The organism is Alteromonas sp. McT4-15 (genome assembly GCF_020515205.1).
Classification (GTDB): domain Bacteria; phylum Pseudomonadota; class Gammaproteobacteria; order Enterobacterales; family Alteromonadaceae; genus Alteromonas.
On sequence record NZ_JAJALG010000006.1, the window covers coordinates 100,125 to 115,261 of the forward strand.

Sequence of the window (15,137 nt, forward strand, 5' to 3'; positions counted from 1 at the left end):
TATAGCAAAAGGATTTGAGGGCATGTGAGGAGGATTCATGATGAAACGTCTCGAAAAAGTTTTTTTAGCACTGTGCGCGGTAGCGGCAGTACAAGCAATATCAGTTGCTGATGCGCACGCATCGGCTGCGACCAATTTGATGCAGAAATTAGATACCAATAAGGATGGACTAATTTCGCTGAAAGAAGCGGTGCGACACACCGAGTTGTTGCGTAATTTTGGTCTTATTGATGACAATGAGGACGGCAAACTCTCAGAGTCTGAAATGGCTAAAAGCGAACTCACTCCTGGAAATGCTAGCGTGGCGTCAAACAATTAGAGGATAAGGTTCTGATACATAAGTTTTCATTTGGCGAGCGTCTTGTTCAGCTGGGATCGCTACGGCAATTAACACTAGGTAGTTTTGTCTTGGCGTTAATACCGTTAATTGCGCTGTTGTGGCAAAGTCAGAGTGACCTTGCCAAAGTGGGTCAAATGACCACATTAGAAACACGTTTTGTTGTAGACGTTGTCGGTGATATGCAACGTCTTGATAATGCTGTTGTTGACGTAGAGCGCAGTATCAGACAATTTGCAGTGCTGCGAAACGAGCAGGTGGCGACCTTATCTGATAGTGCGATAGAGCAATTTACGCTCGCGGCTGATAACTTGTGTCAGGCGCTGGCTGCGCCGCCAAGCTGTCGTCGGCTTTCAGAGCAAATTAGTCAATTGGCTGAGTACCGGACAATTGAAGACCAATTACTTCTAAACGCTTATTTGGCGTCTGTAGCAAGTAGCGTTGACCAGTTGAGAGCTGATGTCGAGTCAGCGATAAGTAAACGCGTTCAGCTTCAACAAGACGACTTAAATGCTATGCAAGCAAAGCAAGCGTGGTCTACTGCAATGTTAGTCAGTGTGTCTTTGCTCCTCATTTTGCTAGGCAGTCAGCTTATTGTAAATCCGGTCAATAATCTTAAGAAAATTATTCGTATTGTGGCTCACAGCGATGGGCAACTACCCCCGTTGTCTCGACAAGCGCCAAAGGAGTTAATTGACGTAGAAAAGGACTTGCACTGGCTGTACGAAAGACTGCAACAACTAGAGCATATTCGAACGGCGCTGTTGCGACACGCTGCACATGAGCTTAAAACGCCCCTAGCGAGTATTAAAGAGGGGTGTAGTTTGCTGTCTGAAAATGTTGTGGGTGAGTTAAATAATAGTCAGCGAGAGGTGCTGTCGTTGCTAACTGCTAGTACACAACGACTAAATACCTTGGTTGAAAAGCTACTCGATTACAATCTACTTCTTCAGCAAGCGCAACCTAAGATGGTAAAAAGCAACCCCAAAGTCTTAGCTGACGCTTGTTTAGAAGATTACGCACTCGCGATTCAAGATAGAGAGGTCGATCTTAACGTTGAACCAGCAGAGATAACCATTGATGAGGAATTATTCCGTCGCATATTAGATAATCTCGTGTCCAATGCGGTTGCGCATGGCGCGGTGGGACGGCCAATTAACATTCATATTTACAATGCAAATGATAATGTGATCCTTGATGTGGCAAACCGCGGTAAGCGAATTGCACCTGAGTCAGTAAAAACATTATTTGAGCCTTTCATCCGTGGCACCGAACCAAGAAATGATAACGTCATTGGTACAGGGCTAGGGCTGTCTATAGTGGCAGATTGTGCCCGTTTAATGCACGGTGAAGTGCAAGTGGTCGATGTAGACTACGCTGACGTTTGCTTTAGAGTGACAATCCCTCAACAGGAAATATAACAATGAGAACAGTAGGCTTAGTAGCCGCCCTGATGGTATTGACAGGATGTCAAATGCTCAAGGGCAATAAAGAAGATGCTGCGCCTTTAGCGTCAGTTAACGCGAAACCTAAAATTACCCAAGATTTTTGTTTTTATGATCAAGCACCAGAATCATTTGAGCACAATTGCGACCCGTCGTACTGGTTAAATTTGTGGTTAGAGGCGGGAAGTACCAATTGGAGTGAACGAAAGGCGGCGGTTAAAGCGCTAGGTACAACCGAATTTGATGTACTAACTGCATATATCTACACCTTGCCAAACGATACGCCATATCAAGATCGTCTAAGAGCTCAACTGGCTTTGAATGAAGCGGCTGGGGAGTTTACGCCACTGGCTCAACAGGTTGTATCCACCGTTGCAGGTGCGCAGAACAATCAACAAATGGAACTTGAGTCTGCACTTGTTGTATTGGAAAAAGAAAATACCTCTCGTGCACAGCAACTTGAAGCGCTTAAAAGCGAAACGGACACGCTAAGAAAAAAACTAGAAGAACTGTTGCAAATTGAAGCAACACTGATGGACAAAAATAGGAGTACACAACAATGAGCGAGCAAGCAGGCACTAACCCAAACTTATTGTTGGTAGATGACGACAAGAGCCTATTGAGACTATTGACTATACGCTTGGAAGGCGAAGGTTATACTGTGACGGCAGTAGAAGATGGTCAGTCGGCATTGAGAAAACTGCAGAACGACAATTACGATGTTGTGCTAAGCGATTTGCGCATGCCAGGTTTAGACGGCCTAAGTTTGTTTGAAGAAATCATGGGTATTCGCAAAGACATTCCTGTCATCCTTATGACTGCTCACGGCACAATTGCAGATGCTGTAGCGGCAACCCAGCGCGGTGTATTTGGTTTTCTTCCTAAACCTGTCGATCATGATGAGCTTAGAGCATTGTTGCAAAAAGCGCTGAGTCAGTCACAAGCGGCCCAACCAGGAGACTGGGCAAAAGATATTATCACTCGTTCCCCCGAAATGCTGAACGTATTAGATCAGGCCTACCGTATTGCCCAGCGTGAAGTGTCGGTCCTAATCAGTGGCGCAAGCGGAACAGGTAAAGAACTTTTAGCTAACGCTATTCACAAAGCAAGTAATAGAAGTGATAAACCTTTTGTTGCGATCAACTGTGGCGCGTTGCCTGAGAACCTACTTGAATCTGAGTTATTTGGTCACGCGAAAGGCGCGTTTACGGGCGCGGTTGCTGCGCATCCTGGATTGTTCAGAGAGGCCGACGGCGGCACGCTATTTTTAGATGAAATTGGCGATATGCCAATGACACTTCAAGTTAAGTTGCTTCGTGCGCTTCAGGAACGCCAAATTCGCCCTGTCGGAAGCAGTAAGCATGTGGACATCGATGTTCGTATCATTTCGGCAACCCATAAAGATTTGCACAAAGAAATGGAAGAGGGAACGTTTCGTGAAGATCTCTACTACCGTCTCAATGTGGTAAACCTCAAACTTCCATCGTTGAAGTCGAGAAGTGAAGATATTCCACTATTAGCCCGCTCACTATTACAGCAAAGTGCGCAGCGCCATGGTGTGAACGTAAGCCAGTTTTCTGACGACGCTATGCAGCAACTCGTTACCTCTTCTTGGCCGGGTAATGTACGTCAGTTAGTTAACGTAGTAGAGCAATGCGTAGCGTTAACACAAACGCCGGTAATTCCGCTTCACCTTGTTGAGCAAGCGCTGTCTGCAACCAAGCAAAGTTGGCCAACACTCACAGAAGCGCGCGATGCTTTTGAGCAGCAGTACCTGCATAAACTGTTAAAAATGACAGATGGGAATGTTACGCGTGCTGCAGAGCTTGCAGGTAGAAACCGCACCGATATGCATAAGCTGATGAAAAAACACGAGCTTGATGCCGCTGACTTCAGATAGAAATAGGCAAGTCAAATAAGCAGGAAAAACGCATCACTTTTTGTGATGCGTTTTTCTTTGTTCCTTAAATGCTTAGCTAGAACAACGCATCCTGCTCAGGCTGATGCTTAATCGCAAGGTTATTAAGCAGATGAATGGTTTCGTTTTCGTTGTATAAATCAATAAACTGCTGGGCTAACCAAGGGGCGTCTTTATTGTCTGGTCGATGGCAAAAGAAATACACGTCTTTACCTTCGCTTTGCCACTGTTTCACTTTTTTCACCCATGGCAGTAAGCAGCGCCTGTTGTCGTCATCCATGTCATTGCCCACAAAGCGTACAATAGGTGTATCGCCTGTAGCGATAACATTTACAGGCACACGGGGCTTTTTCTCTCTGACGTCTTCTAGCATTGCACGTCTACTTGTTCCTCCTGCATCCACAGGCCCAGTAAAGAGCGCTCGGGTGTCCATAATGACTCTATTTGTACCGCGGCTGATCAAAAGCTGATTAAGCGCCTTTTCCTCGTCACCCTTAGCGAAAAAGGCTAAATGCCGTACTTCCACTGCGACGTTTAATTCTTGGGGCAGTGCTGCTAAAAACGTATCTAAATCGGGCAGCTTTTCTGGCCCAAATGAAGCGGGCAGTTGAAGTATCATTACCCCTAGCTTTTCTTTCAAAGGGCTTAACAAGGAAAGCTGTTGAGCAACCTCTTCGTCACAGTGTTTTAACTGATGTACATGGGTAATATTCTGGTGGAATTTAAAAGCAAACCGAAAGTGTTCGGGCACTGAATCACGCCATCTCGTTACAGCGTCTTGGTGAGGAAGAGAATAAAACGTAGTATTACCCTCAACCGTATTACATTCCTTAGCATACACAGACAAACCATTATCTGACTTGGGATAATTAGCAAACCACGTCTTTGGCCAATAGCTATGTTGCCACATGGGTAATCCAATATAGATATTTCCGCGAGATAAGGCCGATTTATGCATATTTGTCATTGGGCTTTAGGAAGCATTTGTTTATACTATGCGGCCTTTAAATCATTACATTATGCATGTAGTGGGCAGGCCAGTTAATTGGTCAGCAAGTTTACGCGAATTTAGTCAATCTAATAAGCCCTAAACAATGCTCAAATAAGCGCCACTTACACTCCATGCGAAGCAAGAAAATATATCAGGGGTCAAGGACCATGCGCACAGATTACTGTGGGAATATCGATTCATCATACATTGGACAAGAAGTCACCCTTTGCGGGTGGGTTAACAAGCGTCGCGACTTAGGCGGTGTAATTTTCATCGACTTACGCGACCGCGAAGGTATCGTGCAAGTGGTATTCGACCCAGACCTGCCAGAGGTGTTATCTGTTGCTAACACGTTGCGTAGCGAATTCTGCGTGAAGCTAACAGGTAAAGTGCGTGCACGTCCTGAAGGTCAGGTAAACAAAGATATGCGTACCGGTGAAATCGAAATTCTTGGTACTGGTCTTGAAGTGATCAATAAATCTGATGTACTTCCACTTGATTGGAACCAAGAGAACTCAGAAGAGCAACGCCTGCGTTATCGCTACCTTGACCTTCGCCGTCCAGTCATGAGCCAGCGTCTGCAGTTCCGTGCAAAAGTTACTGGGGCAGTACGTCGCTTTTTAGAAGATGAAGGTTTCCTTGATATCGAAACGCCTATTCTTACCAAGGCAACGCCTGAAGGTGCACGTGACTACTTAGTGCCAAGCCGTACTCACAAAGGTGAGTTTTTCGCGCTTCCACAGTCACCGCAGCTATTTAAGCAGCTTCTGATGATGTCGGGTATGGACCGCTATTATCAAATCGTAAAATGTTTCCGCGACGAAGACTTACGTGCAGACCGTCAGCCTGAATTTACTCAAATCGATATTGAAACTACGTTCCTTGATGCCGATGGCGTAATGTCAATTACTGAGCGTATGATCCGCGACTTGTTCAACAAAATGCTAGACGTTGAACTTGGCGATTTCCCTCGTATGACTTACAAAGAAGCGATGACTCGCTTTGGTAGCGACAAGCCAGACTTGCGTAACCCATTAGAGCTTACCGATGTCGCTGACCTTTTAGCGAATGTTGACTTTAAAGTATTCAGTGGCCCAGCGAACGATCCGAAAGGCCGTGTAGCTGCTATCCGCGTACCAGGTGGTGCGTCACTCTCGCGTAAGCAAATTGATGAATATACCAAGTTTGTTGGTATTTACGGCGCCAAGGGTCTAGCGTGGATCAAAGTGAACGATGCGCAAGCAGGGCTTGAAGGTCTACAGTCGCCAATTCTTAAATTCCTAACAGAAGATATCACTAATGCGATGCTTGAGCGCACGGGCGCACAAACAGGCGATATTCTATTGTTCGGTGCAGACAGCTACACGGTAGTTACTGAAGCAATGGGCGCACTCCGTCTTAAGTTAGGCGAAGATTTCGAACTGCTAGAAGGTGACTGGAAGCCTCTTTGGGTTGTTGATTTCCCAATGTTCGAAGAGTTTGATGGCCAGCTTCACGCTATTCACCACCCATTCACTGCACCTCGCGGATTAACGCCAGATGAGCTTAAAGCGAATCCTGCTGAAGCATTGTCTGACGCTTACGATATGGTACTAAACGGTGTTGAATTAGGTGGTGGTTCTGTTCGTATTCACAATGAAGATATGCAGTCTACGGTATTCAACATTCTTGGTATCGACGATGAGGAAGCGAAGAACAAGTTTGGCTTCTTGCTAGATGCACTGCGCTTTGGTGCGCCTCCGCATGCAGGTCTTGCGTTTGGTCTAGACCGTCTAGTTATGCTTATGACAGGCGCAACGTCAATTCGCGATGTTATGGCATTCCCGAAAACGACGACTGCAGCTTGCCCATTAACGTCTGCGCCTAGCCCTGCTAACCCTCAACAGCTTGAAGAGTTAGCCATTGCGACGGTGAAGAAACAGTCGTAATTTATGGCGTATAAGAAGCCTGAATCTGCACTGGTGGTGTTGTATGACCAACACCACCAAGTGTTGCTACTGCAGCGGCAAGATGATCCCACTTTTTGGCAGTCGGTAACTGGCGCGTTAGAAGAGGGGGAGTTGCCAATTGAGACCGCATATCGTGAGGTAGCAGAGGAAATTGGCATCGACGCTAAAGCGCATGGCTTTGTGGTTAATGACCATAAAAAGCAGAATCAATACCAAATCCGTAGTCGCTGGCTACATCGTTACCCTCCCGGCACGATTTACAATACCGAGCATGTTTTTTCCCTTCAAATAGATAGTGAAATTCCGTTGACGCTAACTGAGCATATACAGTACCAATGGGTGTCTAAAGACGAAGCGCTAGATAGGCTTTGGTCGCCATCAAACAAAGAAGCAGTATCTTTGTTTGTACCGAGTATGCGTTAATGGTTATACTGGGTATAGATCCAGGTTCTAGGATCACAGGCTACGGTTTAATTGCTCGTAAGCAAGGTAAATTAGTTTACGTTGCAAGTGGTTGTATTCGCGTTGGCACAGCCGAGTTACCGGCACGACTAGCCAATATTTACACTGGAATTGGCGATATCATTCGTCAATACAACCCATCACAATTTGCTATTGAGCAGGTTTTCATGGCGAAAAACCCTGACTCAGCGCTAAAACTCGGGCAAGCAAGAGGGGCAGCTATTGTTGCGGCAACGCAGGCAGCGCTTCCGGTGGCTGAGTACAGCGCCAGACAAATTAAACAAGCCGTGGTGGGCAAAGGCAGTGCCGATAAATCGCAAGTTCAGCACATGGTTAAGCATTTACTGAATTTAAGCGGTACTCCACAAGCTGATGCTGCCGATGCACTCGCCGTTGCGCTGTGTCATGCGCATACCGAGCAAAGCTTAATAAATATGGCTGGGCAAGCGCGCAAAACAGTGCGCGGACGCTTGCGTTAATCTTATTTTCCTAGAACCCGTCTTCACAATACTGGGGTGTAACTACGCGTACTGTCGCTCGACCGATAGTACGTAAAGCACCGAAAAATGAGTTTATAAAGAGACAGCACATGATTGGACGAATTCGCGGTACGTTGGCTGAAAAACAGCCTCCAGAAATTCTTGTAGATGTGGCTGGCGTTGGTTATGAAATTCATATGCCGATGACAAGCTTCTATCAATTGCCAGCAGTGGGAGAAGAAGTCATTGTTTACACACACTTTGTCGTGCGAGAAGACGCCCAATTGTTATTTGGCTTTGCTGATAAGATGGAACGAGGCCTGTTTAGAGAGTTAATTAAGGCCAATGGCGTTGGTCCAAAGCTGGGGTTGGCAATTCTGTCGGGTATGTCTGCATCACAATTTTTAGCGAGTGTACAAAACGAAGATGTTTCGGCATTGGTTAGTTTACCAGGTATAGGTAAGAAAACGGCAGAACGATTAGTGGTTGAACTGAAAGACAGGCTGGCCAAATTTGGCAAAGCGCAGAGTATTGCCGTGCCTCCCCCCAGTGGTGATTTATTGTCTGCGAATACCATCGTTGCAGTCAATGATGCTAGAGAAGAAGCACAAAGTGCATTAATTGCATTAGGCTATAAGCCTGCACAGGCAAGTAAATTGGTGGATAGTGTGTACAATGATGGTATGGAAAGCGAAGCGCTTATTCGCGAGGCGCTCAAAGCAGCCCTTTAACGCATAGTACAAAAGTGTGCTAGCTGGTGATATGCAGTTGCACAAAGTATTGTTTTAAGTAGATATATTATGATTGAAGCAGACAGACTGATTACGCCAGATGCAAATACGGAAGACGAGGTAATCGACCGCGCTATTCGCCCCAAAATGTTAGCGGATTACACGGGGCAGCCTCACGTGTGCGAGCAAATGGAGATTTTTATTCAGGCTGCCCGTAATCGCGATGATGCGCTAGACCACTTGCTTATCTTTGGCCCTCCTGGTCTGGGTAAGACAACACTCGCTAATATTGTTGCCAATGAAATGGGCGTTAATATTAAAACCACATCAGGCCCGGTATTGGAAAAAGCGGGTGACTTGGCAGCATTGCTGACCAACCTTGAGCGCAACGATGTGTTGTTTATTGATGAAATTCATCGTTTAAGCCCTGTCGTGGAAGAAATTCTCTACCCTGCTATGGAAGACTATCAACTGGACATAATGATAGGCGAAGGGCCCGCTGCCCGTTCGATAAAGCTTGATTTACCGCCTTTTACGCTAATTGGTGCAACAACCCGAGCAGGCTCACTCACATCACCGTTACGCGACAGGTTTGGAATTGTACAACGACTAGAGTTTTACTCCGTAAAAGATCTCACAAGCATTGTGGCTCGCAGTGCCAGCTTTCTGAATCTTGATATGAGTGAAGACGGCGCACAAGAGGTAGCGCGTCGCTCTAGAGGTACGCCTCGAATTGCTAATAGACTTTTGCGTCGTGTACGTGATTACGCTGAAATAAAAGCTGACGGAACGGTAGGCGCTGACATTGCAGCGAAAGCATTGGATATGCTTGATGTAGATAAAGAGGGCTTCGACTACATGGACCGTAAGTTGCTTACTGCTATTATCGAGAAATTTGATGGTGGTCCAGTGGGGCTTGATAATTTAGCGGCAGCAATTGGCGAGGAAAAAGAAACGATAGAAGATGTGATCGAGCCGTTTCTTATTCAGCAAGGCTTCTTACAACGCACTCCGCGCGGACGTATCGTGTCTAACCGCGCCTACCTACACTTTGGTTTTACGCCATCAAAATAAATAACGCAATGCTAGGCGAGTATGATGTTGCGCCTTGCGAGAAACAGGCAAAAAAAAGCCCGCTCAGAGAGCGGGCTAAAACAACAAGTGTTGAAGGAAATAAATCCAGGGAACTCATGTCTAACAGGAGAATGTCTCTTGCATGACCGTGCTTCGCACCATCACGCTCTGTATGACTGATGCTGTGCATTATAGAGTGACCTGAAAAAACCACAATTGAGTAAAATTGTTCTTTCGCATTAAAAAAACTAATGTGTTAAAAGTATGTTTACCAATGGTATAATTTTGATTAAAAGTCCGCTTTCATGGGCTTTGGGGGCTAAAGCGGTACTGCAGTTTATCGTATTATCTAGGCCGTTTAACGGTAACTTGGATTAATAATTTTTTTGGTAAGGGAATAGTTATGCATCTACATCAGGTAAGAGTGTATTACGAAGACACCGACGCAGGTGGAATTGTGTACTACGCCAATTACCTAAAGTTCATGGAACGTGCGCGAACAGAGTGGCTACGCGGTCTTGGATTCGAACAAGACACATTAATGGAACAATCTGTCGCTTTTGTCGTCAAACGCGTTGAAATGCATAACTATGCGCCAGCGCGATTTAACCAACTGTTGAGTATTGAGTCTCACGTTGTAGAATTGAAAGGCGCTAGTATGACGTTTCAACAAATCATAAAAAATGAACAGGGCAGTAAATTGGTATCTGGAGATATTCAAGTTGCCTGTGTCGATTTGGCGACCATGAAGCCAAAACGACTACCACGTACTTTGTTAGGGGAAATTTCGCGTGTCATCTGATCTTACATTTATTGGCTTGTTTCTACAGGCAAGTTTTATTGTTCAACTGGTAATGTTGTTACTACTGAGCGTGTCTGTTGCATCATGGACATTTATCTTTCAGCGCAGCAAAGCGCTGTCGGCAGCGCGCACAGAGATGCGCCAGTTTGAAGATAAGTTCTGGTCGGGTGCCGATCTCAATCGTCTTTATCAAGAGTTATCTGCTCGAACTAACCTAACTGGAATGGCGAGTATATTCTGTGCAGGTTTTAAAGAGTTCGTTCGCTTGCGTAAATCTAATACCGCGACCAATGGTATTGTGGATGGCACATACCGCGCTATGCGTGTGTCTATGTCACGTCAAGTTGAAGAGCTTGAAAGCCGCTTACCCTTCCTTGCGACAGCAGGCTCAATTAGCCCTTACATCGGACTATTTGGAACCGTGTGGGGCATTATGAATGCTTTTATTGCGCTAGGTGAAGTACAGCAAGCAACGTTAGCAATGGTTGCACCGGGTATTGCCGAAGCGCTTATTGCCACTGCAATCGGTCTATTTGCGGCTATTCCTGCGGTTATAGCGTACAACCGTTTTAGTCACCAAGTAGAGAAGCTTGAAAATAGCTATGGAAACTTTATGGAAGAATTCTCAGCCATTCTTCATCGCCAAGCGGTTGCTGCGCAAGCACAACAACAAGCCTAAGCGTCTACATCACGAAGCGGAGGACTTGTTATGTACGTAAGAAAACGTCGCCGACCAGTATCTGAAATTAATGTTGTGCCATACATCGACGTGATGCTGGTGCTGCTTATTATCTTTATGGTAACGGCTCCCCTTATCTCTCAAGGGGTTAAAGTAGACTTGCCGAAGGCGAGTGCTAATCCTATTGAGCAAGACGATAACCCACCTATTATTGCGTCAGTAGACGTGAAGGGGCGCTATTTCTTGAATGTCGGTAATGATCAAGAGTCACCAATTAGTAAAGATGAGTTGGGTGCAATTGTAAAAGCGCAGTTAACCAAAGAGCCAAATACGCCTGTGGTTGTTAAAGGCGATGGCCAAGTGGCTTACAATGAAGTCATTCAGCTCATGGTACTCTTGCAGCAAGCCGGTGTGCCCTCAGTAGGCCTAATGACTGATCCAGTCGAGTAACCAGGAAATGGCGAAGCCTGAAATGTCGACGACGACAGTTAAAAAAAACTCGAGCAAGATAAGCCCAGAACAACTTGGCTTGTACAAGTCATTGGGCTTGCATGCTGTTATGGCTGCACTGTTGCTAATTAGCGTCAGTTTTTCGCCTGATCCGTTACCCAGCCTTCCAAATAATGCGCCGGTTATTGAAGCTACGTTTATTGATGCTCAAGCCATTGCGGATCAAAAGCGTGCGCAAGCACAGGCTGAGGCGCAAGCTCGCGCCGAAGAACAAGAGCGCCAAAGAAAAGCACAAGCAGCTGCTGAGAAAAAACGCCAGCAAGCCCTTGCTGCAAAGCGTGCAAGGGAGAAACGAGAAGCTGAAGCAGCAGAAGCAAAACGCCGGAAAGAACTCGAACGACTTGCTGCACAGAAAGAGCAAGAGCGTAAAGAGCGTGAGGCGCAAGCAAAGGCAGAGGCTGAACAAAAGAAAAAAGAAGCCGCTGAGCGCGCAGAAATGGAAAGGATAATGCAAGAGCAATTAGCACAGGAGCGTGCTGCGCAGCAAGAGAGGCGCAGAAAGCAGGTGCTAACTGAAGTTGAGCGATATACTGCACTTATCCAACAAACTATTAAACGCAATTTATATTCGGATGATAGTTTTGAAGGCAAAACATGCCGATTGAATATCCGGCTAGCGACAACAGGATTTGTGACGAGCATTCGGGTACTAGGTGGTAATGAGGCCTTGTGTCGAGCCGCTGAAACAGCGGTACGACGTGCAGAGAAATTGCCAGTGTCAGAAGCGCCGGATGTGTACGAACAACTTAAAGACATTACGTTAAAAGTGGAATTATAGTGGTATGAAAAAATTAGGATTATGGATAGCGCTTATTACCGTGGCTTTCAGTGCCAAAGTATTTGCTTCCTTAGAAATTGTGATTACCGAAGGTGTCGACAGTGCACGCCCTATAGGCGTTGTACCCTTTAAATGGAAAGGGCAGGGTGCCATGCCTGGCGACATCTCGAAAGTGATTATGGCTGACCTGATGCGCAGTGGTAAATTTAACCCTGTAGCGGTTGATAAAATGCCACAATATCCTGAAACCGCTGATGAGGTAAGCTACACCGCGTGGGCAACGCTGGGTGTCGATACTGTGTTAGTGGGGAGTATTGAAGAGCAGGGTGCCAATCGATATTTGGTAACCTATCAATTAATAGACATATTGAAAGGCCAGCTAGATGGCGGCCAGTCAAAAGTACTTAAAGATGGTGTATTGGTTACCAGCAATGACCATGTGATTGTAGCGCGCCAAGCTGCGATTAACGGTAATGACTTTCGTCAGTACGCACACCGCATTAGCGATATTGTTTATGAAAAACTAACAGGCGTGCGCGGAGCGTTTCTTACCAAAATCGCCTATGTGATCGTGCGCGACAGAGACACAGTAGAAAAACCATATCAGTTGGTGATTGCCGATTATGACGGCGAGAACGAAACTCGATTGCTATCGTCGCCTGAGCCGTTGATGTCGCCTGTATGGTCTCCTGACGGTGAAAGGCTTGCATACGTTAGCTTTGAAAATCGCCGTCCGCAGATATACATTCAAAACATCTATACCAGTGAGCGTGAGCGTATTACGGACTTCCCTGGAATAAACAGTAGTCCAGTGTTTTCACCAGATGGCAGGCAACTTGCAATGGTTCTGTCGAAAGATGGTAATCCAGAGCTTTATGTGATGGATCTGGCGACCAAAAACTTGCGCCGTATCACTCGCAATAGAGCGATTGATACAGAGCCTTCATGGCTTCCAGACGGCAGTGGTTTAATATTTAGCTCTGAACGGGGTGGTAAACCCCAGATATATAGCGTAAATTTAAATTCTGGGAAAGTAAGGCGAGTTACCTTTGTAGGTGAACAGAACCTTGGCGGTACAATTTCTCCAGACGGCAAGCAGATGATTATGGTTAACCAGACAAATGGTAACTATCATATTGCTAAGCAGTCTTTAGATGGCGGTTCACCACAAGTACTGACACGGACGTACTTAGATGAGTCACCAAGTGTAGCGCCGAATGGAAGCATGATAATATATAGCACCCTGCATGAAGGCACCCAAGTGTTGTCACTGGTATCTCTTGATGGGCGCTTTAAAGCTAGGTTACCAGCAGCCAATGGGCAAGTTAAATCGCCGAGTTGGTCACCATTTTTGTTCTAACAATTTAACGACTAAACAATAAAATTTAAGGATTAGTAGGATGCAAATGAATAAAGTGATGAAAAGCTTCATTATCGCCTTGCCAGTAGTGACAATGATGGCATGTTCGTCAGGCCCTAGCGAAGAAGAGTTAGCAGCAGAACGCAACCGTCTTGCACAAGAGCAAGCAGCAGCCGAAGCAGAAGCACGTGAAGCAGAAGCTCAGCGCGTTGAAGCTGAAGCCGCTCAGCGCATGAAGCGTCAAGAAGAGATGGTTCAACAAGAAATGGAAGCGTTGAAAAACGAACAGACCGTTTACTTTGACTTCGACCGTTCAAGCATTAAGCCTGAATTCCAACGTGTTCTTGACAAGCACGCTGCATTCTTGGTGAAAAACCCAAGCATGAAAGTAACTATCGAAGGTCACACTGACAGCCGTGGTACGCCTGAGTACAACATTGCACTAGGTGAGCGTCGTGCTCAATCTGTTGAAACTTATCTGCTTAACGCAGGCGTAAGCAGCAGCCAAGTATCTGTTGTATCTTACGGTGAAGAAAAGCCAGCTGTGATGGGTTCTACTGAGTATGCATTTGCTCAAAACCGTCGCGGAGTGGTTGTATACCGCTAATGATTATTCTAGCGAATAAAACATTAAAACTGGGCGTCACGTTAAGTGCCGCCCTTGCTGTTTCTACTGCATTTGCACAGGCCCCTGTGGTTAACGCTAATGGCGGCGGTGAACTAGAACAGCGTATAGCAGTACTGGAACGCATAGTAAAAAGTCGTACTGAAATGCAACATCGCTTGCAAACTCAGTTAGACAACATGCAGATGGAAGTTGACCAACTGCGTGGTGCTGTTGAAGTGAATACCAATGAACTTCAAAAAGTGTTGGAACGTCAGCGTGAACTGTATCTAGAAATAGACAAGCGTGTAGAGGCGTTAAAGCAGGGTGGAGCGCTACAAGGTAATGCAATGCCAAGCGCGGGTGTAGAAACCCCAATTTCAAGCACACCTGCTGTAACCACACCACAAGCGCCACAAGCAGGTGAGGATGAAGCGTACGAAAATGCGGTGAATCTTATTCTGAAGTCGCGTGAGTACGACAAAGCCATTCCTGCATTTCAGTCGTTTATTCAGCGCTTTCCTAATAGTAGTTATGCACCAAATGCCCACTACTGGCTAGGGCAGTTGTTGTTTAATCAACAAAATTGGAGTGAAGCGAGTGAACAATTTAATATTGTTGCTAATCGTTTCTCAGACTCTGCAAAACGACCCGATGCATTGCTTAAGCTTGGTGTGATTGCAGAACGTACAGGAGACGCTTCTTCGGCTCGCCAATTACTGCAACAAGTTATCAATGAATATCCAAATTCCTCGGCAAAACGCCTAGCAGAATCTCGATTAAATAACTTGTAGTGAACAAAGCCTCTTTTAAAGAGGCTTTTTTGTGTCTTTCTGAAAATAAATATTTATAAAATGAGAGACAGACTGCACAATTCTTCTGCACTTATTTTTGTGTGCTCACGTACAAAATCTACTAAACTCAATATCCATTGGTATAAATACCCAGCGAATTGTTTTCATTTTGACCGTTTAGTCGTAATTTGACAGAAAAATGAAAATAAAAGGACGTTATGGGT

The 15,137-nt window shown here is 45.6% G+C and carries 18 protein-coding genes; 16 read left to right on the top strand and 2 right to left on the bottom strand.

Annotated elements, in window-relative coordinates:
- The first annotated feature begins 37 nt into the window (after nt 1-37).
- Entirely contained in the window at nt 38-319 is a 282-nt protein-coding gene (locus LHL20_RS06890; RefSeq protein ID WP_201283703.1) for an EF-hand domain-containing protein, read from the top strand.
- Here the strand turns inward: LHL20_RS06890 and LHL20_RS06895 are convergent.
- A complete protein-coding gene (locus LHL20_RS06895; RefSeq protein WP_201283702.1) occupies nt 308-484 on the bottom strand; it encodes a hypothetical protein in 177 nt (58 codons plus the stop codon). The genes LHL20_RS06890 and LHL20_RS06895 overlap by 12 nt on opposite strands.
- Between LHL20_RS06895 and LHL20_RS06900 the strand changes: the two genes are divergently transcribed.
- The 3 genes from LHL20_RS06900 to LHL20_RS06910 are packed head-to-tail and all read left to right on the top strand — an operon-like array spanning nt 475 to nt 3,682.
- Complete coding sequence (locus LHL20_RS06900; RefSeq protein ID WP_226432768.1) at nt 475-1,758, top strand: sensor histidine kinase; 1,284 nt, start codon at nt 475-477, stop codon at nt 1,756-1,758. The genes LHL20_RS06895 and LHL20_RS06900 overlap by 10 nt on opposite strands.
- A 2-nt stretch (nt 1,759-1,760) precedes the next feature.
- Nucleotides 1,761-2,345, top strand: coding sequence for a hypothetical protein (locus tag LHL20_RS06905; RefSeq protein ID WP_226432769.1), 585 nt, complete (start codon nt 1,761-1,763; stop codon nt 2,343-2,345).
- The gene (locus LHL20_RS06910; RefSeq protein WP_226432770.1) at nt 2,342-3,682 is read left to right on the top strand and encodes a sigma 54-interacting transcriptional regulator; all 1,341 of its coding nucleotides are present in this window, start codon (nt 2,342-2,344) and stop codon (nt 3,680-3,682) included. The genes LHL20_RS06905 and LHL20_RS06910 overlap by 4 nt, the downstream gene beginning before the upstream one ends.
- A gap of 76 nt (nt 3,683-3,758) precedes the next feature.
- On the opposite strand, the gene LHL20_RS06915 is transcribed toward LHL20_RS06910, so the two are convergent.
- Nucleotides 3,759-4,667 carry a DUF72 domain-containing protein gene (locus tag LHL20_RS06915; RefSeq protein WP_226432771.1) on the bottom strand — a complete coding sequence of 303 codons (909 nt, stop codon included), beginning with the start codon at nt 4,665-4,667 and terminating at the stop codon, nt 3,759-3,761.
- Nucleotides 4,668-4,858: 191 nt separating this feature from the next.
- Here LHL20_RS06915 and aspS point away from each other — a divergent pair, with 191 nt between their 5' ends.
- The 12 genes from aspS to ybgF all read left to right on the top strand — a co-directional run bounded on the left by aspS (nt 4,859) and on the right by ybgF (nt 14,913).
- Nucleotides 4,859-6,619: an aspartate--tRNA ligase gene (gene aspS, locus LHL20_RS06920; protein ID WP_202264537.1), complete on the top strand. Its 1,761-nt coding sequence runs from the start codon at nt 4,859-4,861 to the stop codon at nt 6,617-6,619.
- 3 nt (nt 6,620-6,622) lie between these two features.
- Nucleotides 6,623-7,063 (top strand): dihydroneopterin triphosphate diphosphatase, encoded by a 441-nt coding sequence (gene nudB, locus LHL20_RS06925; RefSeq protein WP_226432772.1) that lies wholly within the window; start codon nt 6,623-6,625, stop codon nt 7,061-7,063.
- Nucleotides 7,063-7,581 carry a crossover junction endodeoxyribonuclease RuvC gene (gene ruvC / locus LHL20_RS06930; protein WP_159623077.1) on the top strand — a complete coding sequence of 173 codons (519 nt, stop codon included), beginning with the start codon at nt 7,063-7,065 and terminating at the stop codon, nt 7,579-7,581. Before nudB ends, ruvC begins: the two co-directional genes overlap by 1 nt.
- Before the next feature lie 110 nt (nt 7,582-7,691).
- Nucleotides 7,692-8,312: a Holliday junction branch migration protein RuvA gene (gene ruvA / locus LHL20_RS06935; protein ID WP_159623075.1), complete on the top strand. Its 621-nt coding sequence runs from the start codon at nt 7,692-7,694 to the stop codon at nt 8,310-8,312.
- Between the two features lie 69 nt (nt 8,313-8,381).
- Nucleotides 8,382-9,386 carry a Holliday junction branch migration DNA helicase RuvB gene (gene ruvB, locus LHL20_RS06940; protein ID WP_159623073.1) on the top strand — a complete coding sequence of 335 codons (1,005 nt, stop codon included), beginning with the start codon at nt 8,382-8,384 and terminating at the stop codon, nt 9,384-9,386.
- Between the two features lie 403 nt (nt 9,387-9,789).
- The gene (ybgC, locus tag LHL20_RS06945) at nt 9,790-10,188 is read left to right on the top strand and encodes a tol-pal system-associated acyl-CoA thioesterase (RefSeq protein ID WP_159623071.1); all 399 of its coding nucleotides are present in this window, start codon (nt 9,790-9,792) and stop codon (nt 10,186-10,188) included.
- Nucleotides 10,178-10,867 carry a protein TolQ gene (gene tolQ / locus LHL20_RS06950; protein ID WP_202264541.1) on the top strand — a complete coding sequence of 230 codons (690 nt, stop codon included), beginning with the start codon at nt 10,178-10,180 and terminating at the stop codon, nt 10,865-10,867. Before ybgC ends, tolQ begins: the two co-directional genes overlap by 11 nt.
- Before the next feature lie 30 nt (nt 10,868-10,897).
- Nucleotides 10,898-11,317 carry a protein TolR gene (tolR, locus tag LHL20_RS06955; protein ID WP_202264543.1) on the top strand — a complete coding sequence of 140 codons (420 nt, stop codon included), beginning with the start codon at nt 10,898-10,900 and terminating at the stop codon, nt 11,315-11,317.
- 7 nt (nt 11,318-11,324) lie between these two features.
- A complete protein-coding gene (gene tolA / locus LHL20_RS06960; protein WP_226432773.1) occupies nt 11,325-12,155 on the top strand; it encodes a cell envelope integrity protein TolA in 831 nt (276 codons plus the stop codon).
- 4 nt (nt 12,156-12,159) lie between these two features.
- Nucleotides 12,160-13,515, top strand: coding sequence for a Tol-Pal system beta propeller repeat protein TolB (tolB, locus tag LHL20_RS06965; protein ID WP_226432774.1), 1,356 nt, complete (start codon nt 12,160-12,162; stop codon nt 13,513-13,515).
- A 40-nt stretch (nt 13,516-13,555) separates the two neighbouring features.
- Entirely contained in the window at nt 13,556-14,122 is a 567-nt protein-coding gene (pal, locus tag LHL20_RS06970) for a peptidoglycan-associated lipoprotein Pal (protein WP_226432775.1), read from the top strand.
- The gene (gene ybgF, locus LHL20_RS06975; protein ID WP_226432776.1) at nt 14,122-14,913 is read left to right on the top strand and encodes a tol-pal system protein YbgF; all 792 of its coding nucleotides are present in this window, start codon (nt 14,122-14,124) and stop codon (nt 14,911-14,913) included. Before pal ends, ybgF begins: the two co-directional genes overlap by 1 nt.
- The last annotated feature ends 224 nt before the right edge of the window (nt 14,914-15,137 follow it).

Bases quoted from the DNA above. Each gene is read 5' to 3' on its own strand.
- LHL20_RS06890 (WP_201283703.1), top strand. From the start codon at position 38: ATGATGAAACGTCTCGAAAAAGTTTTTTTAGCACTGTGCGCGGTAGCG.
- LHL20_RS06900 (WP_226432768.1), top strand. From the start codon at position 475: ATGACCACATTAGAAACACGTTTTGTTGTAGACGTTGTCGGTGATATG.
- LHL20_RS06895 (WP_201283702.1), bottom strand. From the start codon at position 484: ATGTGGTCATTTGACCCACTTTGGCAAGGTCACTCTGACTTTGCCACA.
- LHL20_RS06905 (WP_226432769.1), top strand. From the start codon at position 1,761: ATGAGAACAGTAGGCTTAGTAGCCGCCCTGATGGTATTGACAGGATGT.
- LHL20_RS06910 (WP_226432770.1), top strand. From the start codon at position 2,342: ATGAGCGAGCAAGCAGGCACTAACCCAAACTTATTGTTGGTAGATGAC.
- LHL20_RS06915 (WP_226432771.1), bottom strand. From the start codon at position 4,667: ATGACAAATATGCATAAATCGGCCTTATCTCGCGGAAATATCTATATT.
- aspS (WP_202264537.1), top strand. From the start codon at position 4,859: ATGCGCACAGATTACTGTGGGAATATCGATTCATCATACATTGGACAA.
- nudB (WP_226432772.1), top strand. From the start codon at position 6,623: ATGGCGTATAAGAAGCCTGAATCTGCACTGGTGGTGTTGTATGACCAA.
- ruvC (WP_159623077.1), top strand. From the start codon at position 7,063: ATGGTTATACTGGGTATAGATCCAGGTTCTAGGATCACAGGCTACGGT.
- ruvA (WP_159623075.1), top strand. From the start codon at position 7,692: ATGATTGGACGAATTCGCGGTACGTTGGCTGAAAAACAGCCTCCAGAA.
- ruvB (WP_159623073.1), top strand. From the start codon at position 8,382: ATGATTGAAGCAGACAGACTGATTACGCCAGATGCAAATACGGAAGAC.
- ybgC (WP_159623071.1), top strand. From the start codon at position 9,790: ATGCATCTACATCAGGTAAGAGTGTATTACGAAGACACCGACGCAGGT.
- tolR (WP_202264543.1), top strand. From the start codon at position 10,898: ATGTACGTAAGAAAACGTCGCCGACCAGTATCTGAAATTAATGTTGTG.
- tolA (WP_226432773.1), top strand. From the start codon at position 11,325: ATGGCGAAGCCTGAAATGTCGACGACGACAGTTAAAAAAAACTCGAGC.
- tolB (WP_226432774.1), top strand. From the start codon at position 12,160: ATGAAAAAATTAGGATTATGGATAGCGCTTATTACCGTGGCTTTCAGT.
- pal (WP_226432775.1), top strand. From the start codon at position 13,556: ATGCAAATGAATAAAGTGATGAAAAGCTTCATTATCGCCTTGCCAGTA.
- ybgF (WP_226432776.1), top strand. From the start codon at position 14,122: ATGATTATTCTAGCGAATAAAACATTAAAACTGGGCGTCACGTTAAGT.